Raw genomic sequence first — 22,295 nt, 5'->3', positions numbered from 1 at the left:
CCAGGCAATGCCCTTCCTCGCCTTGATCAATGTCAAAGTCGGGAAGCGGCGGACGAGGACGGGGCAAGTCTGTGCCGCTGGGGCCGATTGATCTTGATCAATGCGTGCCGGAATTGACTTTGCGATGTTCGATCAGAGCCACACAAGGATCAGTTCATGTCCGCTGGAGGCATTCTCTTTTTGGGCGTCCTGCTTTGCTTCGCTTGTATCGCCGGGATCGGCATCTACTTCGAAATGGCGTCCTCCAAGAGACGCAAGCTCCCTGCGGTGAGCTATGGATTCGGCCGCCGTTCAAGGCCGCGCCACCCGAAGACTAGGCATTGACGTGGAAGACGGAAGCCAAGGAATTTTACAATGACCTGGAAGGCAGAAGAATTCAGCGCGCCAGACCTGTTCCCGTTCGCCAAGAAAGGGCAGAAACTATTGGATGCCGCTGCGGCATGGCAGATGCATTCCACCTGTGCGCTGTTCAGCCTGCAGATGGAAGGAGCGTCCTTTTTCAGTCGGCGTTTTTGGGACGATCTGAGGCTAATCGAAACGCTGATGAGGCGGGACGGATTAGCTGATACCTACGACGTGGTCGTCAACTTTTTCCAGAACGCTACGTCCGACTATACCAGCGAGGTCGCGAGGTTTGCGTCCTTGGGCGCTGGGTTCGCTTCGGAAACGGCGGGACGTGTTCGAGAAGGGGCGGAAGCCACGATCGACGACATGCGCGCGGCCACCCTCGCTCCTTAAACTGACACGATCAAGCAAGGCCCGTCGACCATGCGACCCCGCCCAGCGTTCTCGATCCCACTACTTGTGTTCGCACTCGGCTTTGCATCGTCAGCCTATGCTGTCGAAGACCCGCAGGTCGCTTATGGAAAAAGACTGGTCGAGAAAAACTGTGCCCGCTGTCACGCGGTCGGTCCGGGCGGCGAGAGCGCCCATCCGGACGCGCCGCCTTTCCGGTTGTTACACCGGCGGTACCCAATAGAAGATCTTCAGGAAGCTCTGGCCGAGGGGATATCCACCGGACATCCGGACATGCCCGAGTTCGTAGCTTCTCCTGACCAGATTTCCGCGATTATCAGTTATATCCAAAGCCTGGGCCGATGATGGCGGTCGATTAGCAATCTCATCTTGGCCACGGACCGGCTTCAACCTGCGTCGATCGTGGTTCTCGGCGGCGTTGACAGTAATCAATGATGGCGGGGTCGTCAGCTGGTTTGATGTGCTCATGTCAGGAGGTAGCCATGCAGACGAACGAAACACCGCATTATGATGCGAGCGTGAATACGACGGGTTGCTGCCCAAAATTCAACCCGGGCGGCTGGGACGATCAGGAATTGCACTTCGCCGACAAGCCGTTCGTGAGGGCGACGACCCACAGCGTCATGCATGTTCCGGTGAACATGGGCAGCGTCTTTGCCCGTGTTAACGAGCACATCGACGACGCCGGCGCTTCTGCCGAAAGCCAGTTCATCGTCCTAAGCCGTGATCTCTCGCCTTGGACGAGCGAGCATCTTTTTTCGGTTTCAAAGGCCGTGCCCGAGGAGGAAATGGCTACGCTGACAGGCGACTTCGTCACCAAAGTGTTCGAGGGGGCATTCGAGCAGGTAAGGGGTTGGCACGAGGAAATGCTTGAACTCGCGCGCCAGCGCAATCCCAAAGCCAGCGACGTGTATTTCTTTTATACGACCTGCCCAAAATGCGCCGCGGCATATGGCAAGAACTACGTTGTAGGGGTAGCCAAGATTTCCTGAGCCTGGCAAGGCTAGGGTTCGAACCAGGTGCCCTGAAGCCGTTCGACGATCTCCGCCGCGTCCTCAAGCCGGCCGATCGCTGCGGGATTGCCCGTCGCCTGGACGAACTCGATTGCCGCACTGATCTTGGGTCCCATCGAGCCGGCGGGGAAATCCTTTCCCGAAAGTTCAGTTGCTCCGACATTGCGCAATGCGCGGGCATCCGCCGTGCCGTAGCCCAGATAGACCGCATCGACATCCGTGAGCATCAGCAGCATGTCAGCGCTCAACTGGCGCGCCAGCAGCGAGCTGGCCACGTCTTTGTCAATGATGGCTTCGACGCCGACCATGGCGCCATCTTCGCGCACGGCAACGGGCACGCCGCCGACAGGGGCGGGTCTTTCGCGCGATATGTTGCCCGGCGCCGCTCCAATTCCGGCCATTCCTGCGCGATCAAAACACGAAGGGCGCTGTCATCAAGAGCGTAAGCTTCGACGATCTCCCGGTTGAGAACGACGTCCGGAGGGTCTCCGTCCACAATGGCGGCCACGGCAAGTTCCGGATTTCCCGGTGCTCCGACTTTACGAACGATGATCAGATCCAGCGGTGCGTCCAAGGCCTTGGCAATCTCGGCAGCGACCACGTGGCAAGGCGAGCACGATCGGATCCTTCAACTGAAGCGCCTGCAGCGAGACACCAAGCTTTCGCCCCGTATCCTGGCGATCGCGAAACATCGGTCATCCCTCCGGCCAGAGTTGGCGCAATGACTTCTTCATCGAGTTTCGGACCTGGACGATTTCGCCATGCGAAATGTGACGGTCGAGAAGTCGGAACACCGCCCCGATTGCCCGATCGATGTCGATCTCCGGCTCGTAGCCAAAGCTGTCGCGGACGCAGATGACGAAGTCGCGCTTTTTCCGTTCCCATGCCGGTTCGGCCGGGTTCCAGCCTTCGAAATAGATGCCTCGGATCAGGGTTGGCAACTGGGCCGACAGATCGGCCATTTCCTCCGGCGAGAGCCAGTCGCGCAAGGTATGCAGCACCGATTTCAACAAGCGGAATGCGCTCTGCTCGTTCCAGTCCAAGTCCTTGGCAAGTTCGTTCACCCATTGCTGCGCCTGCTCGGCGGCATGCGCGATGGAAGTGTGCGAAACAGGGTGCGTCATCATTGTCATCCTCCGACTGTTTCTATTCTCCCTTCCCGGAACCCGCGCATTGCTGCGGATCAAGTTCTACGCCTTGGATTTCAGCCGCCTGCTTTGTTCACCAGGAGCGGAATGATGCGGTCGCTCTTGGCGACAGCGGGACGGCCGGAACTGGCATAGGGGATGCCGAGCGCATCCCAGGTCTCGACCAGCGCATCCTGCAGTTCCGCGATCAGCGCATCCGAATGGAACGGCGTCGGCGTGATGCGCAGCCGCTCGGTGCCGCGCGGCACGGTCGGGTAGTTGATCGGCTGGATGTAGATGCCGTGAACGCCAAGCAGCCGGTCGCTCGCCATCTTGCAAAGCTCCGGATCGCCAACCAGGACCGGCACGATATGGGTCGGAGAGTCCATCACCGGCAGGCCGGCGGCCGCCAGGATCTGTTTGGTTCGGCTCGCCTGCTGCTGCTGCGCGTCGCGCTCGGCCTGCGATTGCTTGAGATGGCGGATGGAGGCGGTGGTGGCGGCGGCGATCGCGGGCGGCAGCGCCGTGGTGAAGATGAAGCCCGGCGCATAGGAGCGAACCGCGTCGATCACCGCGCTGGTGCCGGTGATGTAGCCGCCCAGCGTGCCGAACGCCTTGGCCAGCGTGCCCTGGATGATGTCGATGCGGTCGGCGAGGCCTTCGCGCTCGGTGATGCCGCCGCCGCGCGGTCCGTACATGCCCACGGCATGGACCTCGTCGATATAGGTCATGGCGTTGTAGCGTTCGGCGAGCTCGACGATCTCTCTGATCGGCGCGATGTCGCCGTCCATCGAATAGACGCTTTCGAAGATGATCAGCTTGGCGCGCTCGCGGCCCGCCGCCTGCAAGAGGCTTTCCAGATGCGCGACGTCATTGTGGCGGAAGATCTTCTTTTCCGCGCCCGAGCGCCGCACGCCCTCGATCATCGAGGCGTGGTTCAACTCGTCCGAGATGATCAGGCAGTTCGGCAAAAGCCGCGCAATGGTCGAGATCGAAGCTTCGTTGGAGACGAAGCCGGACGTGAAGACCAGCGCTGCCTCCTTGCCGTGCAGGTCGGCGAGTTCATGCTCGAGCTCGACCAGCGGGTTGGACGTGCCGGAGATGTTGCGGGTGCCGCCGGCTCCCGAACCCATCTTGCCGGCCGCATTCTGGAAGGCGGCGATGACATCCGCGTGCTGGCCCATGCCGAGATAGTCGTTGGAGCACCAGACGGTGATTTCCTCGGCGCGGCCGTTCGAACGCCAGATGGCGCGCGGAAACTTGCCCGCGATACGCTCGAGATCGGCGAAGACACGATAGCGACGCTCCGCATGGAGCTGATCGATCGCTTCTTCGAAGAACCGCTGGTAGTTCATGTCGAAATGTCCTGTACAAGAAGCCGGCCACGATCTGCGACGGTCGGCCTACCTAAGGGCTGGGAGCGGTCTGCGCTTTGAGCTATGTCAAATTACGGGACTCGCAGATGCCTCGTTGCAGGCAGGTCTCCTCGCCGCAAGCCGCCCAAAAACTGATTCAAATCAAAGCGCGGAACTGCAATTTCGCCGACGCTGGCCGGATGTGGAATCCAATAGCAAGCGCTCCGTTTGGCCGCAGCCTCGAACTAGCCGTTCTGGATGAAGAAGGCTTACATCCGCTTGTATTTCCTTGTGAAAAAGGCCGGGAGGGATGGCGGCATGCCGTTACCGGTATCCGCGTCGATATTCGGCCGACCCACTGGCGCGACTGGCATCTCCGAGAAGATAAGGTGGCTTCACTTCGAAACGCGCCTTAGCGCGGCGGCTCCGGGCGGAGAACCCCTGCTCGTCTTTCCTGGGATGCACTAATGTTTGGGGTCGGCGATCAGGGCCATGCGCACCAGATGCGAGAGGCTGCCGGCGCCCATCTTGCTCATGACATTGGCGCGATGGATCTCGACCGTGCGCGGGCTGATCCCCAGATCGTAGGCAATCGTCTTGTTCGGTAACCCGGAAACAAGCCCTTCCAGCACCTGGTGCTCTCGCTCCGATAGCGTGGCGAGATTCTTCCTGATCTCCGTCGATTGTGGGTGTGCCGCGGCGGGCTGGCTGCGGTGGTCCAGGGCCGAGCGAATTGCATCGATAAGCACCTGATCGTCGAACGGCTTCTCGATGAAATCGGCAGCGCCCTCCTTCATCGCCTGGACGGCCAGGGCGACGTCGGCGTGCCCCGTCATCACGATCACCGGCACGCCGAGGCCCCGGGCTTTCAGTTGCCGCAGGAACTCGATGCCGTCGATGCCGGGCATGCGTACATCGCTGACGATGCAGCCATGGATCTCCTTCGGTTCCGTCGCCAGGAATGCCGTTGCCGATTCATAGAGGCGCACGGCAAAGTCGGCTGTCGCCAGAAGGAAACCCAGCGACTTGCGAACGTCGACATCGTCGTCGACCACATGAACAATATCATTAGCCACCAGCGACCTCATCCTTCTCCACGGCGCGCAAAGTGAATCGGAACGCTGTCCCGCCGCCGGGCATTGCTTCCGCCCAAATACGACCGCCGTGCGACTCGACGATAGTGCGACAAATGGACAGACCGACACCCATTCCGTGCTTTTTGGTGGTAACGAAAGGCTGAAAGAGCTGGGCTGAAACTTCCGGCGCCAGCCCCGGGCCCGTATCAATCACACCAACTTCAGCCATGCCATCCTGCCGTGCCACCGTAACGACATGCAATTCCCGCCTGGGGATACCCTGCATGGCCTCCACGGCGTTTCTCATCAGATTCAGCAATACCTGCTCGATCTGGATTCGATCGGTCAAAACAAGCTCGGCCGCCGGGTCAAGATCGTAACTGACGCGCACGTCTGCTTCCCTGGCGCCGACCAAGGCGAGCGATGAGGCGTCCTCGATGAGTGTTGGCAGACGTTCGATCTGACGCTCGCTTTCGCCCCTGGCGACAAAATCCCTGAGGCGACGGATCACGTCGCCGGCGCGCAGGGCCTGCTCGGCAGCCTTCTCGACAGCATCCTGCAGCATGGCGGCGTTCTCGTCCTTGCTTTTCTCGAGGAGACGGCGGCTGCCCTTGAGGTAGTTCGTGATGGCCGTCAGCGGCTGGTTTATCTCATGCGCCAATGTCGAGGCCATTTCGCCAAGCGCGGTGAAGCGTGCCATGTGAAGCAGCTCCTGCTGCTGCTCCTGCATCCTGGCCTGAGTTCTGTGGCGTTCCGTCAGGTCGCGACAGAAGCCGGTGAAGAAGCGGCCTGTTCCCGGATGCATTTCGCCGACAGCGAGTTCCATCGGAAACGTCGATCCGTCCTTGCGCATCCCGGTTACGGTTCGGCCAAGTCCGATAATGCGGCGTTCTCCCGTCTTCAGGTAGCGCTGCATATACGTGTCATGCTCCTCCCGGTAAGGCGAGGGCATCAGCATCTTGACGTTCTGCCCGATGACCTCGCTGGCCTTGTAGCCAAACAACATCTCGGCCGCCGTGCTGAAGGATTGGATGTTTGCACTTTCGTCGATGACGATCATCGCATCGGGAACTGTCGCCAGGATCGAACGCAGGTGATCCTCCCGCAGCTGCAGCGCAGCATTGGCGAACGACAGGTCGCTGACGTCGGTGCCTTGAACAAAGATGGCGGTGATCTGGCCGTCGGCCGCCCTGACGGGTTGATAGACGAAGTCGAGGATCCGTTCCTCTGCGGCGCCTGTTTCGACGTTGCGATAGACGACCTTCACGCTTCGGCCCACATAGGGCTCGCCGGTTTCGTAGACGCGATCCAGCAGCTCGAAGAGGCCTTGACCTTCGAGATCGGGAAACGCCTCGCGCACGGATTTGCCGATAAGTTTCCGCTCTCCGACCATTCGCTTGTAGGCGGCGTTCGCAAATTCGAACACATGGCCAGGTTCTTTCAGCAAGCTCATGAAACCAGGAGTCTGGTCGAACATCCGTGCGAGAAGCTGATGGCCGGGCACATCGTCATGCCTTGCCGGATGCACTGACGGAACGGGCGACTTGGCGACTGCGTCCGCGGAAGAAACTGGCCCCTTCTTTGTCACATCTTGCCCTGCATTTGAGACGCACTACCGGTGGCAGGTTTAGCACCCATGCATTCGTTCGCAAACAACTCACTCCGTCATTTTGACCCACATCAAAGTGCTTAGGCTCGCGAGGGAGCATTAGGGACCCACCTATTTTCTGTGAGGTGCCTGCGTGTCCTACAAAACGATTGTCGTCAACTTGGCCGTTGATGCAGAGCCAGGACCTCTCGTGAAACTGGCGGCAGAAATGGCGCATCGCTTCGATGCTCACCTCATCGGCTTCGCTGCCGCGGACGTTCCGCCATTGGTGGCCACGGGCGAAGGCCTGGTCTATGAAGGCGAGGTCATGCAGGTCAAACGGCAGGAGATCGAGAAGCGTCTTGCTGAACTGCGAGACACCTTTGAGAAGCTTGTCCCGCACTCCATCAGCAGCGAATGGAGACAACATGTTTGCGGTCCGACGCGCGCTTTAGGGCTGGTGGCCCGTTCAGCTGATCTCATCGTGACCGCCGATGGCGGCGACGACGTCTTCCGTGCACTCGATATAGGAAGCTTGGTGCTCGGGGTCGGTCGTCCCGTGCTGGTTGCTGCGGGCAACGCCGAACACCTGCTTGGAAAAACCATCCTGGTCGCTTGGAAGGACAGCCGGGAGGCACGAAGGGCCGTATCCGACTCCTTGCCCCTCCTTGCCGAGGCCAAAGAGGTTGTAGTCGCCACAATGGAAGAAGCTTCGGGAGAGGACGTTCGAAACAGCCTCGCCGACGTCGCGGTGTTTCTTGAGCAGCATGGCATCATGGCGCAAACCGAAGTGTTCGCCGGTACCGCCGACGGCGACGGGTTGATGGCATTCGCTCGCTCGGTCCACGCCGATTTGATCGTTTCCGGCGCCTACGGCCACAGCCGGCTCAGGGAATGGGCCTTTGGCGGCATCACACGCTCCCTGATTGGCGAGAACGGCATCAGCCGCCTGTTCTCGAATTGACTTTGCGACCATGGCGGCCAGAACGGCAGATAGCCCGGACCAGCTGGAGGAAGTTCCAGATGAGAAGCGACCGGTCAGCCGCCTTTCCGGCCATGTCGAGCCTGCCTACTGGTCGCTCGAAACGAGTGAGTTGGTCGGCCGGCTGGAGACCTCGACTTCCGGTCTGCTGAGCGTCGATGCGGCAATCCGACTTGCCAAATTCGGCCGCAACGCACTGGCGTCTCGGTCCGGTGGATCGGCATTGGCTGTATTCGCGCGCCATTTTCGCAGCCCACTCGTCCTGATCCTGGTCTTTGCCGCCGCCGTTTCAGTGTTCGTCGGGGAGGGTCATGAAGCGGCGATCATCGGCGCGATCGTGCTCGCCAGCTGTGTCTTAAGCTTCACTCAGGAATATGGCGCCTCTCGCGCGATGGAGGTCCTGCAGCAGCGGATCTCCCGCGACCACCGTGCTTAGGGATAGATTCGAACGGACTGTCGATGTCGAGGAGATCGTTCCCGGCGACGACGAGAGCCCCTACGAATTTGTTCGCAAGCGCTTGTCCATCGTCGTGCAGGACAGCGCACATGAACAGCTCCTCATCACCAAGGGAGCCGTCCAGAACGTTCGTCGAGGCGTGTGCCTGAAGGCATGCCCTTCTTGCGTGGCGATGGATCGAGGTCGAACGTCGAAAGGTCACCCTCCGACCGCGGCCTTGGTGACGTTCACGCCAAGGTCGTAAACCAGCTGCCCGCCATAATAACCTGTTACGGTAACCAGCGCCGCGCCGGCTATTTCAATCGCGGGAATGGCGAATGTCAGCGTACCCAGCTCTCGATTTCTCACCCACAGCACGAGCCGGAGCAGGCCCCAGCCCAGAAAGGTCAAGGCGCTGATCTCGCCCAAGCCCTCATGGATTTCCGCTATGTCGCTGCTGAAGCCGGCGGCCTCCGCGTGGTCGAGGGCCATGCCGCCAAAGAACCAGGTGCAGACCGCAAAGAGTCCTGCGGCGACGGCGGCAAAGGTGGAAATCGTCCCCACGCCCGAACGCGTCGTCACGGGGTTGCGATTGGCGAGCGCGGCAAGGTCGATGACCACAAGCACGTACATGAGCACGATAGGGAAATGCACAAGAATGGGATGGATATGCTGAATTTCCGGCATTGCAGATGTTCTCCAGGAGGATAGTGGGTGATGGTCGGTGGACGCTCGATCGGCCGTCAGTCGTCGCTGTCCCCGAATTTCTCGTCTTCCCGATCACCGCGGGCGCCGGATACAGTCTTGCCGTCGCTGCATTCATCGTCGCCGACACCTTTGACTGACTTGGGACCAGTGGCGCTCATCATGGGGATGGCCTCGAGGTCGATTGTTGCCGAAGAAGTGGCGGACGCGGTTGCGCATGATCCGTGGTCGGATTCCGCGGCAGCGGGTATGACAAAGGCGGTCAGGCCTCCAAGGGCGACAAGCAAGACAGGAAAATTGCGCATGGTTTCGTATCCTTCTCTGCGCACCCATCATCGGGCGCGATGGCCCTTGATAGAGGCGTGGTCCTTGCCGCCGGCTGACAATGATTGACAGCGGTTTGACAGCTTCCGCATGCGACAGCTCCTTTCCATGAAAACCGTGTCGATGAGCCTGGCAGCTCTGGGCGTGGCCGCACTTGTGCTGGCCGCGCCATTGTCCGTCAGGGCGCAGGATGACGACGATGACCACGATCGGGCGCGCGATCTTTATGAGCGCGGCGAAATCGAGGGCCTCGCCGATATCATGGCCATTGTCCGCGCCAAGGCTCCCGGTGAGATTGTTGCGATCGACCTCATTCGCGCCGGAGGCAAGTGGATCTATCGGTTCCAGGTGGTCGCTGCCGATGGCAGGCGCCGGATCATTGATGTCGATGCCGGCGCGGGCGGTGTTTTGGGCGGTGAAGGCGACCACAAATGAAGATCCTCGTGGCTGAAGACGAACCACGCATCGCGGCCGACATCGCGATGGTTTTGAAGGCGTCGGGCATGGCCGTCGACATCGTGGACAATGGTGAAGCGGCCTGGTTTGCGGGCGATGTCGAGAACTACGACGCGGCGATTCTTGACCTTGGACTGCCGAAGCTCGACGGCCTTACCGTGCTGAAGCGCTGGCGCGCCAATGGCCGCCGCTTTCCCGTCCTCATCCTGACGGCGAGGGGGCTGTGGACCGAGCGCGTGGAAGGCATCAACGCGGGCGCCGACGACTATCTTCCCAAACCCTTTGAAATGGAGGAGCTGCTGGCGCGGCTGCGAGCCATCCTGCGCCGTTCAAGCGGGCAGGCCGCTCCGGTGTTGAAATCAGGCCCTTTGCTGCTCGATACACGCCAGATGCGCATCTTGCTTCGCGGCGTTCCGGTGGCATTGTCGCCGCTGGAATACCGGCTGCTGGCGTTCCTGATGCATCATGCCGGCCGCGTGGTCGCGTCGACTGAACTTGCCGAGCATCTGTACAGTTCCGACAATGAACGCGACCCGAATACGATCGAGGTCATCGTGGCGCGCCTGCGACGGAAACTCGGCAATGATGTCATCGAGACACGACGCGGTTTTGGTTACTTCGTGCCCGACGGGCCGGATTGATGCGCAATTCTATCCGTTTCAGGCTCTGGTCGGCCGCGGCGATATCGATTGTCATCGCCCTTGCCATCGCCGGTGTCGGCCTTCGCTATCTGTTTGAACTGAACGTCGAGAGGCGTGTCGTCAGTGAGTTGACGGTCGATCTCAATGAACTGATTGGGGCGACGAGCTTTACAGCCGATGGCCGGCTCTCGGTGGCCTCGACGCTGGCCGATCAACGCTTCGCCAGTCCGCTGTCTGGCCACTACTGGCAAGTGGAGGATATGGCTACCCACAGCCTCGTTCGATCGCGTTCCCTGTGGGATGCAACGCTGGCCTTGCCTCAACAGCCAGCCAATGGCGAACTGCTGAAGGAAGAACTCAAGGGGCCGGGCGGCGAGCTCACCGTTGCCGTCATGCGCACGATCACCGACGCCGACGGGCGGGCCTTTCGCGCCGTCGTGGCGGAAGACCATCGCAACGTGGAAGTTTCCGTTGGCGAGTATGTTCGTGATCTTGCGCCGGCGCTCATTGTGCTCGCGTCTGCTCTGATGGGGGCTTTCTTCATCCAGATCACTGTCGGCCTGGCGCCGCTGGAAGGCCTAAGGGTCGCCGTCAAAGACGTGATTGCGCAGCGGACGGCGCGGCTTGGCGCGGCCGCGCCGAGCGAGGTGCAGCCACTTGCCGACGAAATCAACCGCCTGCTCGACGCCCAGGAGAAAGCCCTCTCTCGCGCGCGCTCGCGCGCCACTGACCTTGCGCATGGCCTCAAGACGCCCCTGCAGGTCCTGTCCGCCGATATCCGGACTTTACGAAAAAAGGGCGAAAGCGAGCTTGCCGACGAAATCGAGAAGAGCGCGAGCGCAATTCGCCGCCATGTCGAGCGGGAGTTGGCGCGCGCTCGTCTGGCGCCTGGCGTCTCCGGCGATGCCGCGTGCCTTGTCCGAGACGTGGCGAGCGGCGTGGTCGCTGTCGTCAAACGTACGCCAAGGGGCAAGCAACTCTCATTCGTGATCGATGCCGCCGAGGATTTCATGGCGCCGGTCGATGAAGGCGACCTATCCGAGATTCTCGGCAATCTGGTGGAAAACGCGACGCGTTTCGCGAAATCCCTGGTTCATGTGAGCGCATCCGCGAGCGCCGGCGAGGTGATCATCAAAGTCGTCGATGATGGACCGGGCATTCCCGAGGCCGCCAGGGATGCCGCCTTGTTGCGCGGGGTTCAGCTCGACAGCAAGGGCGGCGGCAGCGGCCTCGGCCTGGCGATCGTTTCGGATATCGTCGAAGCCTATGGGGGCCGCCTCGAAATGGCCAACGCCTATTCCGGTCTGGCGGTGACCATCCACCTGCCGCGGCATGGGTGAGCGGCGTTCAGGCAAATCCGGGGAAGTAATCGACCTTGATCCTGGAGCGGCGAACGCCCATTGCCAGAAGCTTCTTGCGCACCGCCTTGACCATGCTCTGCGGCCCGGAGACGTAGAAGATGCGTTCGAGGTAGTCGGGCATGGTGAGGCGCACCAGGCGCGCGTCGATATAGCCGGGATACTGGCCCCCCACCGCGCCTTTGGCCACGGCGTGGAATATTCTTATGCCCAGTTTGCGCCGCGCGGAGTCGAGCACGTCGCGATAGGCGATGTCGTCTTGGCTCTCTGTTCCATAGAGGACGACGACAGGCCGCGCTTCCTTGCGATCGATGAGATATTGCAGCATCGAACGGAACGGCGTGATGCCGATGCCGCCTGCCAGGAAAGCGATCTTGGTCTTCGGATCGGAGGGAAGCGTGAAATCGCCGGCCAGTTGTGCAGCGTGGATCGTGGCGCCGGGTTTCATGCCGCCCAGCGCCCGTTTGAAGGCGCTCGACCGCGGATAGAACTTGACGCCCAGCCGCACGGATTGCTCGGTAGGCGATGAGGCGACCGTGAAGTAGCGCCGGTTTCCGCGGTTGTCGGAACGGTCGAGGCCAAGCGTCCATTCAAGGTACTGGCCCGCCTGGAAAGCGAGTTTTCGCTGCGACCTGAAGATAAAGTCGTAGCTGTCGACGGCTGTTTGCTCGATGCGCTCCAAAGTCAACACAAACCGACCCTTCGGGCTCACGGCGTAAGCGAAGAGGTTACCCGCCAGGAGAGCGAGTTCGGGTGTGAAATAGAACGAGCCGATATGGACGTTGGGTGCGAACAGAAAGCCGACGACGCCGGCGAAGGCGATGCGCGCCCAGCGCGTCGTGGGCGCCGTCAGCGGCTCGGTCAGCATTACGAAGGCGAAGAACAGCAACGGCGACGAACCGAAGGTCTCCGCGAGAGCGGTGCCATATCGAGACGGGTCGGTGGTTGCCAGTATCGTCGCCAGCGCCACCCCGACGAACGTGGCCACGAGATCGAGCCGACGCAGCTTACGCACCACGAGAGCGCCGCCCACAAGCACCAGGGGGAGCAGCCAGAGGTTTCCCGCCACCCACCATGTGGCGGGACGATCGAGCAACAGCGCTGTCAAGGCAACGCCCAGAGCGGCCGGATTGAACAGGTGTTTCCTGCCCACGGCCAGGATGTATTTCGACGAAATCGCCCAGACCGAGGCGAGTGCCACGGCGCCGATGGCCTTGGCATCGGTGGCGGCAATCGGATCGAGGATGAGCGCCAGGATCATCGCGGTAATGTGGACGGACTCGCCATTGGCCGGAACCTCGAAGATACGTGCAAAGACCTTGTTGGTGATCCAGCAGGTGGCCAGCACCAGGGCGGTCGTAAAGGCGAGTTCTCTCGGATCATGCGGCACAAGGTTCAGGAAGCCCAGGACAAAGGCGGCACCCAGCAGCGCCACCAGGTAGTAGAGAACCAGCCGATACATCGTGAGGTGGTCGAGAAGCCGGTCTAGGGTCTTGATCATGGCTGGCAGAAGACTCCAAAGCCGCTTGTCGGTGTCGCACGGCGGTTGCTGTCGATGAGATATCCTTCGAGCCCTTGCGTCTGCTCTATGAAGAGGATGCCGTCCCTGCCCATCGCAAAGGCGGCTGTGGCGAAGCGGTCGGCCTCGAGCACATCGGCGCCGATAACGGTCAGGCTGACGATGTCGCTGATTGGGTCATGAGTCGCGCGGGGATTGTAGATGTGCTGCCCGCGCGCATATGTGCCGGAAGTGGCGACGCCATGTCCACGCGGATAGACCACCTTGACGATCTCATTCGCCTGGAAGGGATTGCGGATGCCGACGCTCCAGTCTCGACCGGACGCATTCCTGCCGGAGGATTGGATGTCGCCGCCCGCCTCGATGAAGAAGTCGCTGACGTCCGCCCGACGGACGATTTCGGCTGCGTTGCGGATGGCCCAGCCCTTGACGATGCCGGAGGGGTCGAGCGCGCCGTCGGGCCTGTGGATGTCGAAATACCCGGCAGTTTCCCTTCTGGTTTGCTCCGCAATCCTGATCACGTCCATCATCTGTCCGCTCCAGTCGCGGACCGGAATGTCGCCCCGGTTTATGGCCGAGATCTCGCTGTCCTGACGGTAAGTGCTGAAACGCCGGTCGACATCGTCGAAATAGTCGAAGACCTGCCCGCCGAGGTCGCCAGCCGAGCGGCCGAGGTCGACGGTAATGGGCATGCCCATCATTATTCTCGTCTCGCGCATGAAATTACGATGAGGCCTTCTTCAAGGCGCCGCCCAGTGATTGGATAAAGGCCCTGCTGGTCAGCGTGGCGCCCGAGATGATGTCGACATCTGCGCTTTGCGCGCTGATCGCCTCATCGCGCAGCATGGGCAACGCCTGCCGGTTGATGCTGATGGAGGTGCGGCGGTCATTGGGGTATTTCAGTACCTTGAGCGCCGTCAGGCGGCCGCCCTGGACGAGCGCCTGGATTTGGATGATACCGTAGTAGGCGTCGGCCGCGGGGCCGGTGTAGACCCCGTCGGCATAGCCGTGGGCCGCGACCTTCATCCCGGTATGAATCACGCGCGCGGTTGCTTGCGGGTATGCCGGCCTCGGCTGCGGGATTGGAATATAGACCGCAGGCGTCACCGCGAACGTTGGTGCATCCGGCATGCGCGCCTCGGCAATCGCCGGCGCGGCATTTTGCTTCGGTGGAGGAGGCGCAAGCCTCGCGGCCTGCGGCGGGCTGGGAGCAAGTACCGGCTTTGGAGCGGCTGCAACGGCTGCCGTGTTGTCCGCTCTGGCATCAATCGGCCTCAGCGGAGTCGGCTCCCGCTGCGCATTCTGGGGAATTTTGCGCAGCGACGCCGCTGGCACTGCGACCGGATCGGCCGACGCCTGTGGAACGAATGGCTGCGGAGTGCTCTGCGTTGCGGCATTGGCGGCACCGTCCGCATCGATCAAGTCGTTGGCCGGCGCTGTGCCTGCCTGATCCCAGACATAGGCGCCTGATGAGGCGATCACGAAGAGCGATAAGGCGATTTGTTTCATAAGAATTGCATCCTGGCTTCAGGCGCAGCGGCCGGACCGTTGCATGCCTTCTGGCGACAATGTCTCATGAGTTAGCTGACAGCTGGCTGTCAGCGCGCCTTGGCCCGCGAAAAGTGTCGCAGGCCGAATCGGCGCAGCCATTTGACTTGGATCAGGGTATTTGTTCCGGTCAGGGAGTAATGAAGCTGCATTCCTGCGCTTGAGGGCATCGTTTCGAGGGCCAGCCTGATCATCGGGGTTGCAGCCGCCAACGCCACCACGACCAATGTCCTGGTGGCAGGCGTCGCCAGCCTCGTGGCGGGCGCCATGTCGATGGCGGCCTGCGAATATGTGTCCGTCAGTCCCCAGGCCGATACCGAGAAGGCGGATCTCGCCCGTGAGCGAGACGAATAGGCGACGCAACCCGAGTTCGAGAGGCAGGAGCTTGCCCTGATATACATCGATCGCGGCGTGGGGCCTCAATTGGCGTTGCAGGTGGCTGACCAATTGATGGCCAAGGACGCGCTTGGCGCACACGCCCGCGACGAGCTTGGTATTTCCGAGATTACCGCTGCACCACCGATCCTGGCGGCGCTGGCTTCGGCGGCGGCGTTTTCAATCGGTGCGATCATGCCATTGGCAATGGTGATGCTTGCGCCACCCGCGAGACTGGTTGCGGTAGTCTCGATTGCATCGCTGCTATTCCTTGCGGTGCTGGGCGCGATTGGCGCGCGGCGCCAACGTATTGAAGGCCACCGCTCGGGTCACCTTTTGGGGAGCGCTGGCGATGGCGCTGACCGCGGGCATTGGCGCTATGTTTGGGACCGCAGGCCAGGACGGCGGCTTTACCGAGGTCATCATATCCAGGCGAGCCACGCTGTATTCAGCGCTGACTGCGCTGGGCGAGAAGGTGGCCTTGTCCAGCGGAAGCAATTCCCGGAACGGAACGGCCCTCGTTGATGGAGATCAACGTCACACGCCGCTTGGCATGGCAATGATTGCTGTGTGAGGAGTGTGACGACATGAACTTTCTCGAATATCTGATTGGACTTGATGCTCGAACGGCCTTGATGGGGCGCATGATGCAGAAATTGGGCGTCGACAGGCCGCTGAAAATCGTGGCGGATCACGTCGCCGTCACCAATCGCGCGGTGGACCGGTGCCGGTCCTGCCGCCACCAGGAGGAATGCGCGACCTGGCTGGATCAGACGGCGCATGCGGATCACCCGCCGGCCTATTGCCGCAATGGCGATTTGATCGCCCGGTTGCAATCTATCCGTTGATGGAACACCAACGCCGTAGCCGGATTGGCTGCTGCGGTGCGCCCTTGTTCCAGCCGGCGACGGACGATTTCGCCCTTGCGACGAGCTGACGGTCCAGGAGGCTTTTGACGACAGTCTGCTCAAGTGGACTGCTGTCGTTGACAGGTTCGCATACGAGGCAGGCAGTTTGGATAATCTGCATTTTCTGGAAGCATTCCTGCTTTTTGCCGCGCCGGGGCCAACCAATGCTCTTCTGGCGGCGGGCGCAGTCAAGCGAGGGAACGCCGCTACGCTCCTTGTCGCGCAGGCATGCGGATACGGGATCGCGGCAGCCTTCTGGCTTTCCCTGCGTTCCCTGGTGCCGCCTGGCACCATCCAGATGGTTCAACTGGTTGCCGCTGCATGGCTCGTAATACTTGGCTTTCGCCTGATCGCCGTCAAACGCGACGACGCAACCGGGAACGGTGGTGGCATTTCCATCGTGGCAACCACCGTCCTCAATCCGAAGGCGTTCATCTATTGCGTGGCCATCGTGCCGATGGACATCGAAGCAGCCGCGCGGGGCATCGCTTGGATCGCGCTGCTTATGATCACGGCAATTACCGGATCGATGTGGCTGTTGCTGGGCAGGCGGCTGAGCGGCGGCAGGAAGATAGCAGATACAATCGCCGGCGCGGCGCTCATTGCCTTCGCGCTGTTGTTGGTTCGGCCCTTGATACCCTCGTTCGCGATTTAAGGGGGAAGCGGGCGCCGGAATGCTGGACTGGACCGGGCGGCCATGCAGCCCGAAATCTCCCTTTGGCGATGCGCTGTTGGGGAGCGGTTCCGCCAGGCTCTGTGGCGTCTTCTAGGAGAGAAGCAGGACCGAGAACGGCCCGGCGCAAAAGAGTTTGTCCGTGACCTTCTTGACCCCGGCGACGTTCTCGGCCGCAACGACAGCGGCCTTTCGCTGACGCTCGTCGAAAATGGCGCCGCTCAGTTCAACGTCACCCCTATCGACAGTAACGCCGATAAGATCGCCGCCGCTCCAGGATTGCCCCTGCAGCTCGGCAATGATCTTCCTGCGTATGACCTCGTCATCGGTAGTCGCGGCGCCGGTTTTGGGCAGGATCCGCAGCAGGGCGCGCAACAAGTCGGAGCGGGTTATGATCCCGGCCAGTCTGCCCTGATCGAGGATCGGCACATTCTTGATGTCGTGGTCAGCCATCAATTCGACGATCTCGCCCAGCGATGCCCCAGGCGGTGCCGAGACGACGTCCGTCGTCATGACGTCGCCAACCCGGCGGCCGGCTGTGTGCACATACTCATCGGCGATCTTGCCGGGGCCGGTCAGAAATTCGAGCCAGCGAGGACGAACACGCTGGGTGCCAAGTTCCTTGCGCCGGAGGAAGTCACCTTCGCTGATGATGCCAACCACCACACCGTCGCGTGTGGCCGGCAGGCAGCTGATCTTCCTGGTCAACATCAGGTCGGCCGCGTCGGCGATCGAGGCCGAAGCATCGATTGAGATCACCGGTGTCGTCATGATGTCCTGCGCTTGCATCGGTGCCTCCTGCTCTTCCTCAGGCATTTTCTGGAACGCCGGGAGCGTCGGCGCTTTGATCTGCATCAGTTTGATCGCAGGCCTTCATTGTCTTGCACATCGGGCTCGATCAGTATCCGCTCGGCAGCTCCGTCGAGATCCTCGTACTGGCCGCTGCGTAAGGCCCACAGGAAGCCGGACAAACCGAGCGCCCCCAGGAAGAGGGCTACCGGAATGAGGTAGACGAGCGTGGTCATGGATGGGCCGCTTGGATGACGTCGGTGCGGCGCCTGGCCGGAGCCGCGTCAGGTGCCGCTTTCGCCGTGGCCTGAAGCCGCATCGCATTTGCGATCACGATCAGCGATGAAGCGCTCATCGCGATCGCCGCGATGAGCGGCGTCACATATCCGAGGATGGCGATCGGCACGGCGAATGCGTTGTAGATGATCGCGATTGCGATGTTCTGGCGTATGAGCCGGCCAGCCTTGCGCGAGACATCCAGGGCGAGCGGTACGGCCAACAGGCTCTCGCGCAGGAAGACGAAATCCGCGGCTTTGCGACCAATGTCGGCGGCGGTCGCCGGAGCCATCGAGACATGAGCGGCGCCAAGCGCCGGCGTGTCGTTGAGGCCATCGCCCACCATCAGCACCTTGTGACCGGCGCGGGTCAACGTCTCTATCCTCTCGACCTTTCCCGAGGGCAGCAAGGCCGGCACAAAGCGATCGATGCCGAGGATCCCCGCCACCTCGGCGCAGGCCCTCGCAGTATCGCCGGAGAGCATCTCGACCGGGATGCCGGCATCCTTCAATCTCCCTACCGCCGCCTTCGCATCGGGTCGCGTGGCATCCTCGAAGGCGAAGCAAGCGACGATCCTGCCATTCTTGGCGAGAACCGTGCCGCCAAGGCCGCCATATTTTCCTTCACCGCCCGTACGGGCCTTCCACCCTGCCCAGCCGCGCCGGCCAAGGCGCCAGGTGTCGCCGCCGGCGAACGCTTCGATGCCGAAGCCGGGCTCTTCCTGCACGCGGTCGAACTTGGTTCGGCTACGATCGTTTCCGTATGTCGCCAGAGCCTTTGAAAACGGGTGCCGGGAATGAGCTGCCATGTCGGCCGCGATCGCCAGCATGGCCGGATCGATTGATGCGGCATTGACCAGTCTGGGCAGCCCCAGGGTCAACGTCCCGGTCTTGTCGAACACCGCCGCGTCGATCACCGCGAGACGCTCCATGGCCGAACCGTCCTTGACCATGACGCCGGCCTCGAACAGGCGCCGGGCTGCCACGACCTGGACAATCGGCACGGCCAGGCCGAGCGCGCAGGGGCAGGTGATGATAAGCACGGCGATGGCGATGGTCATGGCCCGGTGCCAATCGCCGGACGCAACCATCCAGCCGAGGAATGTGACAAAGGCCGCCAGATGGACAACGGGCGCGTAGAGTGCCGATACCCGGTCCGCAATCCGCCTGTAGCGTGAGCGGCCGCCCTCGGCGGCCTCCATCAGTCGAACCATTTCCGCAAGGAAGGAATCCTTCGCTGCGGCGGTTGCCTGCATCGTCAGCGGACCCGTCAGGTTCAACGTGCCAGCCTGGACATGTGTGCCGGCACTCACGGTCTTGGGCGCGCTCTCGCCGGAGACGATCGAGCAATCCAGGTCGGAATTCCCGCTGATGATGTCGCCGTCGACCGGTATCCGCTCTCCGGCCGCGATGAGAAGATGCATTCCTGCCGCGAGCTCGGCGACGGGCACGTATTCGCGTGTTCCGTCGTCGCGCAGGACAATGGAACCCCGCGCGGCTAGCCGCGACAGGCCATTGACCGCGGTTCGCGCTCGCTCACGCATGACGTGGTCCAGCGTGCGGCCGATCAACAGGAAGAAAAGCAGCGATACCGAAGCGTCGAAATAGGCGTGCTCGCCGTGGTTGATGGTCTCATAGAGGCTCATCGCGTAGGCCAGCGAAACCCCCACCGCGATCGGCACGTCCATGTTCATCCGGCCATGGCGCAGCGCGTTCGCCGCGGAGCGGAAGTAGATGCCGCCGGCGAAGGCGAGCGCCGGGATGGCGATCAGCGCGGACAGCCAGTGAAACAGATCGCGTGTCGGACCTTCCGCGCCGGACCAGACCGATACCGAGAGCAGCATGATGTTGCCGGCGGCGAAGCCCGCGACGGCGACAGCGCGGATCAGCTCCGAAAGCGTCCTGTCCTTCTCGTGAATTTCCGGGTCGAACAGGTGCGCCTGATAGCCGAGGCGGCCGAGCACGGCAAAGAATGGCGGGACGCTATCGCCGTGCCAGCGCACCGACACACGCTTCGTCGACAGGTTGACGCGAGCGGAATCGACGTTCTCGACCGAGCCCAGCGCAGCCTCGATGGCTTGGATGCAAGCTCCGCAGTGAACCGTCGGCACCGACAGGTCGGTCTGGTGAATGTCGCTGCCCAGAAAGCGGCTCGCCAGCTTGATCTCCTCGCTCGACGGCGGTGCGGACGCGGCGGCGGCAACTTCCGACGCCATTCCAGCCCCTGGCGCGCAGCAGCTCATTGCAGGGCTCCGTTCGAGATCATGACGCGGCGAACGTCACGGAACGGTGACGTCAGTCCGGCGTCCGCATCGATCTCCACGATCCAGACGCCATCCTTCGGCGTGTGCCGGACGGCAAACTCCTGTATGTCGCCCGGAGTGCCTCCGAACACCGCGGCAAGTGTCAGGGTTTCATCCTCGGTCTCATAGGCCGGGTGGCGGAACAGCATCTTGACGCCGTGCAGCGGCACTGGCTTGCCCTTCCTGTCGGCAAGGCTGTAGCGGACCTCGCCGGAGGTGATGGTCAGCCTGCCCGTCCAGCCTAGCGCCGCCTGTGCCCTTCCTTTCCGTGCTTTTTCGTTGAACTGCTGGCTTGCGACATAGGTGTTCTCGACAACGAGGCCGGTCCAGCTCTTCTGGGCGAGCGTGGCCAGGGTGAGGTTGACCCCAATCACCACGGCGAAGAAGCTGAGGGTGACGATCAACATGTGCCTGCCGGTGAACTCGCGTGGCTTCCGCATTTCGGCGCTCATCTGCTGCTCTCCGGCGCGTTGAAACTGGCGGTGTATTCGGCGGATTCGGAACTCGCCCTGTCGTCGATGCGAAATTCGAAATTCTGCACCGGCTTCTTGATGCGGTCCGCCGGCTGCCTGACGAAGATTCTGAGCGTCTTCAGCCGGTCGGGTTCGACCGGAATCGCGAACGAGCGACTTGCGGGCTGGTCGATGCCAACGATGCTCATCTCGCCGCCGTCGAGACCCTGCAGCGTGACCTCGATCGTCCTGGGCTGGGGTATCATGTTGAGCAGCTTGACCGTGTAGCCGTTCCGGATCGAGCCGTCCGAGAGCGTCACGAACTGCGGATTGCGATCATGCAGGACATTCAGCTCCAGCCGCTCGCGCGTCAGCAGCGAATAGACGAGCACCAGGCCGATCGCCGACCATGCGCCGAGATAGATGTAGGTGCGCAACCGGAAGATCTTGCCGAGATGGAAATGTGCCAAGCCGTCGGCGAAGCTGCCGCTCGCCGTTCTTACGAGCGCCGGATTGACCGGACCAGTGCCGCCGGAAGTGGCCACTGCCATGTTGGCGTTGTAGTCAGCCAGGGTTGCATAGGAAATCAGCCCGTGTTCTCGGCCGAGCTTGTCCATGACGCTGTCACAGGCGTCGATGCACAGCGCGCAGGTGATGCATTCCAGCTGCTGACCGTCACGGATGTCGATGCCCATGGGGCAGACGGCGACACAGGCGTTGCAATCGACGCAGTCACCGACCGATTGCCCGGCCGCCGAGGCCTTCTTGGCGTGGCGCGAACGCGGCTCGCCGCGCCAGTCGTTGTATGTGACGGTCAGCGAGTTTTCATCGAGCATGGCAGCCTGAATTCGCGGCCAGGGGCACATGTAGGTGCAGACCTGCTCCCGCATCAGCCCGCCAAACACATAGGTGGTGCCGGTGAGCACGGCGATCGTGACATAGGCCACGGGCGCCGCCGTGCCAGTGACGACTTCGCCAAGCAGCTTCGGCGCGTCGGCGAAGTAGAAGATCCAGGCGCCGCCCGTGGCCGCTGCGATGACGAGCCAGACGGCGTGCTTGGAAACGCGCAGGAGGAGCTTGCGAACGGTCCACGGGGCAGCGTCGAGCTTGATGCGGGCGTTGCGATCGCCTTCAATCGCCCGTTCCACGACAAGGAACAGGTCCACCCAGACGGTCTGCGGGCAGGTATAGCCGCACCAGGCCCGCCCGACCGTCGATGTGATCAGGAAAAGACCAACGCCCGCCATCATGAGAAGGCCGGCGACGTAGTAGAATTCCTGCGGCCAGATCTCGATGAAGAAGAAGTAGAAACGGCGGTTCGCCAGATCAATCAGAACGGCCTGGTCCGGAGCGAAGGGCCCGCGATCCCAGCGCAGCCACGGCGTCAGGTAATAGATACCGAGCGTGATCGCCATCACCAGCCATTTGAACTGGCGGAAACGGCCGGAGGCCCGCTTCGGAAAGATTTTCTTGCGCGCGGCATAAAGCGGCTGTCGCGTCTTTGCGGAATTGACCGCTTCGGCTTCGAGCCGTTCTACCTGCGACTGATCCAGCACCACGATCTCCAATCACGGCGAAGTGACGCCGCCTGTCTCCAGCAGTCTTGCAGTCGCCCGGGCGCGTCGCGTTGATGCAG

General features: G+C 61.9%; 25 protein-coding genes and 1 pseudogene. 11 read left to right on the top strand and 15 right to left on the bottom strand.

Annotation, left to right across the window (positions count from 1 at the left end; translation table 11 throughout):
- The first annotated feature begins 354 nt into the window (after nucleotides 1-354).
- From EB231_RS33860 to EB231_RS33850, 3 genes are all read left to right on the top strand, one after another.
- Nucleotides 355-738, top strand: coding sequence for a phasin family protein (locus EB231_RS33860; protein WP_172352577.1), 384 nt, complete (start codon nucleotides 355-357; stop codon nucleotides 736-738).
- A gap of 30 nt (nucleotides 739-768) precedes the next feature.
- The gene (locus EB231_RS33855) at nucleotides 769-1,101 is read left to right on the top strand and encodes a c-type cytochrome (RefSeq protein WP_172352576.1); all 333 of its coding nucleotides are present in this window, start codon (nucleotides 769-771) and stop codon (nucleotides 1,099-1,101) included.
- 137 nt (nucleotides 1,102-1,238) lie between these two features.
- Nucleotides 1,239-1,748: a hydrolase gene (locus EB231_RS33850; protein ID WP_172352575.1), complete on the top strand. Its 510-nt coding sequence runs from the start codon at nucleotides 1,239-1,241 to the stop codon at nucleotides 1,746-1,748.
- An 11-nt stretch (nucleotides 1,749-1,759) separates the two neighbouring features.
- On the opposite strand, the gene EB231_RS33845 is transcribed toward EB231_RS33850, so the two are convergent.
- The 5 genes from EB231_RS33845 to EB231_RS33825 all read right to left on the bottom strand — a co-directional run bounded on the left by EB231_RS33845 (nucleotide 1,760) and on the right by EB231_RS33825 (nucleotide 6,804).
- Nucleotides 1,760-2,170, bottom strand: coding sequence for an amino acid kinase family protein (locus tag EB231_RS33845; RefSeq protein WP_246740842.1), 411 nt, complete (start codon nucleotides 2,168-2,170; stop codon nucleotides 1,760-1,762).
- Between the two features lie 294 nt (nucleotides 2,171-2,464).
- Nucleotides 2,465-2,893, bottom strand: a complete 429-nt coding sequence (locus EB231_RS33840; RefSeq protein ID WP_172352574.1) for a DUF2267 domain-containing protein — start codon at nucleotides 2,891-2,893, stop codon at nucleotides 2,465-2,467.
- Nucleotides 2,894-2,973: 80 nt separating this feature from the next.
- Nucleotides 2,974-4,251: a 5-aminolevulinate synthase gene (gene hemA / locus EB231_RS33835; protein ID WP_172352573.1), complete on the bottom strand. Its 1,278-nt coding sequence runs from the start codon at nucleotides 4,249-4,251 to the stop codon at nucleotides 2,974-2,976.
- A gap of 464 nt (nucleotides 4,252-4,715) precedes the next feature.
- Complete coding sequence (fixJ, locus tag EB231_RS33830) at nucleotides 4,716-5,339, bottom strand: response regulator FixJ (protein ID WP_445299294.1); 624 nt, start codon at nucleotides 5,337-5,339, stop codon at nucleotides 4,716-4,718.
- On the bottom strand, nucleotides 5,320-6,804 hold the full coding sequence (locus EB231_RS33825; protein WP_172353143.1) for a PAS domain S-box protein: 1,485 nt from the start codon (nucleotides 6,802-6,804) through the stop codon (nucleotides 5,320-5,322). Before EB231_RS33825 ends, fixJ begins: the two co-directional genes overlap by 20 nt.
- 265 nt (nucleotides 6,805-7,069) lie before the next feature.
- On the opposite strand from EB231_RS33825, the gene EB231_RS33820 reads away from it, so the two are divergent.
- Together EB231_RS33820 and EB231_RS33815 are read left to right on the top strand one after the other, a co-directional pair.
- Nucleotides 7,070-7,879, top strand: a complete 810-nt coding sequence (locus EB231_RS33820; protein ID WP_172352572.1) for a universal stress protein — start codon at nucleotides 7,070-7,072, stop codon at nucleotides 7,877-7,879.
- A 10-nt stretch (nucleotides 7,880-7,889) separates the two neighbouring features.
- Nucleotides 7,890-8,333, top strand: coding sequence for a cation-transporting P-type ATPase (locus tag EB231_RS33815; RefSeq protein WP_246740841.1), 444 nt, complete (start codon nucleotides 7,890-7,892; stop codon nucleotides 8,331-8,333).
- Nucleotides 8,334-8,552: 219 nt separating this feature from the next.
- On the opposite strand, the gene EB231_RS33810 is transcribed toward EB231_RS33815, so the two are convergent.
- The gene (locus EB231_RS33810; protein ID WP_172352571.1) at nucleotides 8,553-9,020 is read right to left on the bottom strand and encodes a DUF2231 domain-containing protein; all 468 of its coding nucleotides are present in this window, start codon (nucleotides 9,018-9,020) and stop codon (nucleotides 8,553-8,555) included.
- Between the two features lie 56 nt (nucleotides 9,021-9,076).
- Nucleotides 9,077-9,343, bottom strand: coding sequence for a hypothetical protein (locus EB231_RS33805; protein WP_172352570.1), 267 nt, complete (start codon nucleotides 9,341-9,343; stop codon nucleotides 9,077-9,079).
- Nucleotides 9,344-9,470: 127 nt separating this feature from the next.
- Here EB231_RS33805 and EB231_RS33800 point away from each other — a divergent pair, with 127 nt between their 5' ends.
- From EB231_RS33800 to EB231_RS33790, 3 genes are read left to right on the top strand one after another with little or no spacing between them, the layout of a single operon-like run.
- Entirely contained in the window at nucleotides 9,471-9,797 is a 327-nt protein-coding gene (locus EB231_RS33800) for a PepSY domain-containing protein (protein WP_172352569.1), read from the top strand.
- Nucleotides 9,794-10,459 carry a response regulator transcription factor gene (locus EB231_RS33795; RefSeq protein WP_172352568.1) on the top strand — a complete coding sequence of 222 codons (666 nt, stop codon included), beginning with the start codon at nucleotides 9,794-9,796 and terminating at the stop codon, nucleotides 10,457-10,459. The genes EB231_RS33800 and EB231_RS33795 overlap by 4 nt, the downstream gene beginning before the upstream one ends.
- Complete coding sequence (locus EB231_RS33790; protein ID WP_172352567.1) at nucleotides 10,459-11,799, top strand: sensor histidine kinase; 1,341 nt, start codon at nucleotides 10,459-10,461, stop codon at nucleotides 11,797-11,799. The genes EB231_RS33795 and EB231_RS33790 overlap by 1 nt, the downstream gene beginning before the upstream one ends.
- A 7-nt stretch (nucleotides 11,800-11,806) precedes the next feature.
- On the opposite strand, the gene EB231_RS33785 is transcribed toward EB231_RS33790, so the two are convergent.
- Genes EB231_RS33785 through EB231_RS33775 form a run of 3 tightly spaced genes read right to left on the bottom strand, consistent with a single transcriptional unit; the run spans nucleotide 11,807 to nucleotide 14,845 of the window.
- Nucleotides 11,807-13,318, bottom strand: coding sequence for an RnfABCDGE type electron transport complex subunit D (locus EB231_RS33785; RefSeq protein ID WP_172352566.1), 1,512 nt, complete (start codon nucleotides 13,316-13,318; stop codon nucleotides 11,807-11,809).
- A complete protein-coding gene (locus tag EB231_RS33780; RefSeq protein ID WP_246740840.1) occupies nucleotides 13,315-14,034 on the bottom strand; it encodes an FAD:protein FMN transferase in 720 nt (239 codons plus the stop codon). The genes EB231_RS33785 and EB231_RS33780 overlap by 4 nt, the downstream gene beginning before the upstream one ends.
- 25 nt (nucleotides 14,035-14,059) lie before the next feature.
- On the bottom strand, nucleotides 14,060-14,845 hold the full coding sequence (locus tag EB231_RS33775) for an FMN-binding protein (RefSeq protein ID WP_172352564.1): 786 nt from the start codon (nucleotides 14,843-14,845) through the stop codon (nucleotides 14,060-14,062).
- A gap of 189 nt (nucleotides 14,846-15,034) precedes the next feature.
- Here EB231_RS33775 and EB231_RS33770 point away from each other — a divergent pair.
- From EB231_RS33770 to EB231_RS33760, 3 genes and pseudogenes are all read left to right on the top strand, one after another.
- A pseudogene (locus EB231_RS33770) lies at nucleotides 15,035-15,653 on the top strand (VIT1/CCC1 transporter family protein); the annotation flags it as partial.
- 193 nt (nucleotides 15,654-15,846) lie between these two features.
- Nucleotides 15,847-16,107: a DUF6455 family protein gene (locus EB231_RS33765; protein ID WP_172352563.1), complete on the top strand. Its 261-nt coding sequence runs from the start codon at nucleotides 15,847-15,849 to the stop codon at nucleotides 16,105-16,107.
- 166 nt (nucleotides 16,108-16,273) lie between these two features.
- Nucleotides 16,274-16,822, top strand: a complete 549-nt coding sequence (locus EB231_RS33760) for a hypothetical protein (protein WP_172352562.1) — start codon at nucleotides 16,274-16,276, stop codon at nucleotides 16,820-16,822.
- 111 nt (nucleotides 16,823-16,933) lie between these two features.
- Here the strand turns inward: EB231_RS33760 and EB231_RS33755 are convergent, their stop codons facing one another.
- From EB231_RS33755 to ccoG, 5 genes are read right to left on the bottom strand one after another with little or no spacing between them, the layout of a single operon-like run.
- Nucleotides 16,934-17,695 (bottom strand): CBS domain-containing protein, encoded by a 762-nt coding sequence (locus EB231_RS33755; protein ID WP_340163199.1) that lies wholly within the window; start codon nucleotides 17,693-17,695, stop codon nucleotides 16,934-16,936.
- A complete protein-coding gene (gene ccoS, locus EB231_RS33750; protein WP_140775307.1) occupies nucleotides 17,695-17,865 on the bottom strand; it encodes a cbb3-type cytochrome oxidase assembly protein CcoS in 171 nt (56 codons plus the stop codon). Before ccoS ends, EB231_RS33755 begins: the two co-directional genes overlap by 1 nt.
- The gene (locus EB231_RS33745) at nucleotides 17,862-20,147 is read right to left on the bottom strand and encodes a cation-translocating P-type ATPase (RefSeq protein WP_172352561.1); all 2,286 of its coding nucleotides are present in this window, start codon (nucleotides 20,145-20,147) and stop codon (nucleotides 17,862-17,864) included. Before EB231_RS33745 ends, ccoS begins: the two co-directional genes overlap by 4 nt.
- Nucleotides 20,144-20,659: a FixH family protein gene (locus EB231_RS33740; RefSeq protein ID WP_172352560.1), complete on the bottom strand. Its 516-nt coding sequence runs from the start codon at nucleotides 20,657-20,659 to the stop codon at nucleotides 20,144-20,146. Before EB231_RS33740 ends, EB231_RS33745 begins: the two co-directional genes overlap by 4 nt.
- Entirely contained in the window at nucleotides 20,656-22,215 is a 1,560-nt protein-coding gene (gene ccoG, locus EB231_RS33735; protein ID WP_172352559.1) for a cytochrome c oxidase accessory protein CcoG, read from the bottom strand. The genes EB231_RS33740 and ccoG overlap by 4 nt, the downstream gene beginning before the upstream one ends.
- Between the last annotated feature and the right edge of the window lie 80 nt (nucleotides 22,216-22,295).

This window comes from Mesorhizobium sp. NZP2298 (genome assembly GCF_013170825.1).
In the GTDB taxonomy this organism is placed as follows: domain Bacteria; phylum Pseudomonadota; class Alphaproteobacteria; order Rhizobiales; family Rhizobiaceae; genus Mesorhizobium.
This window is presented reverse-complemented; position numbering and strand designations above follow the sequence as displayed.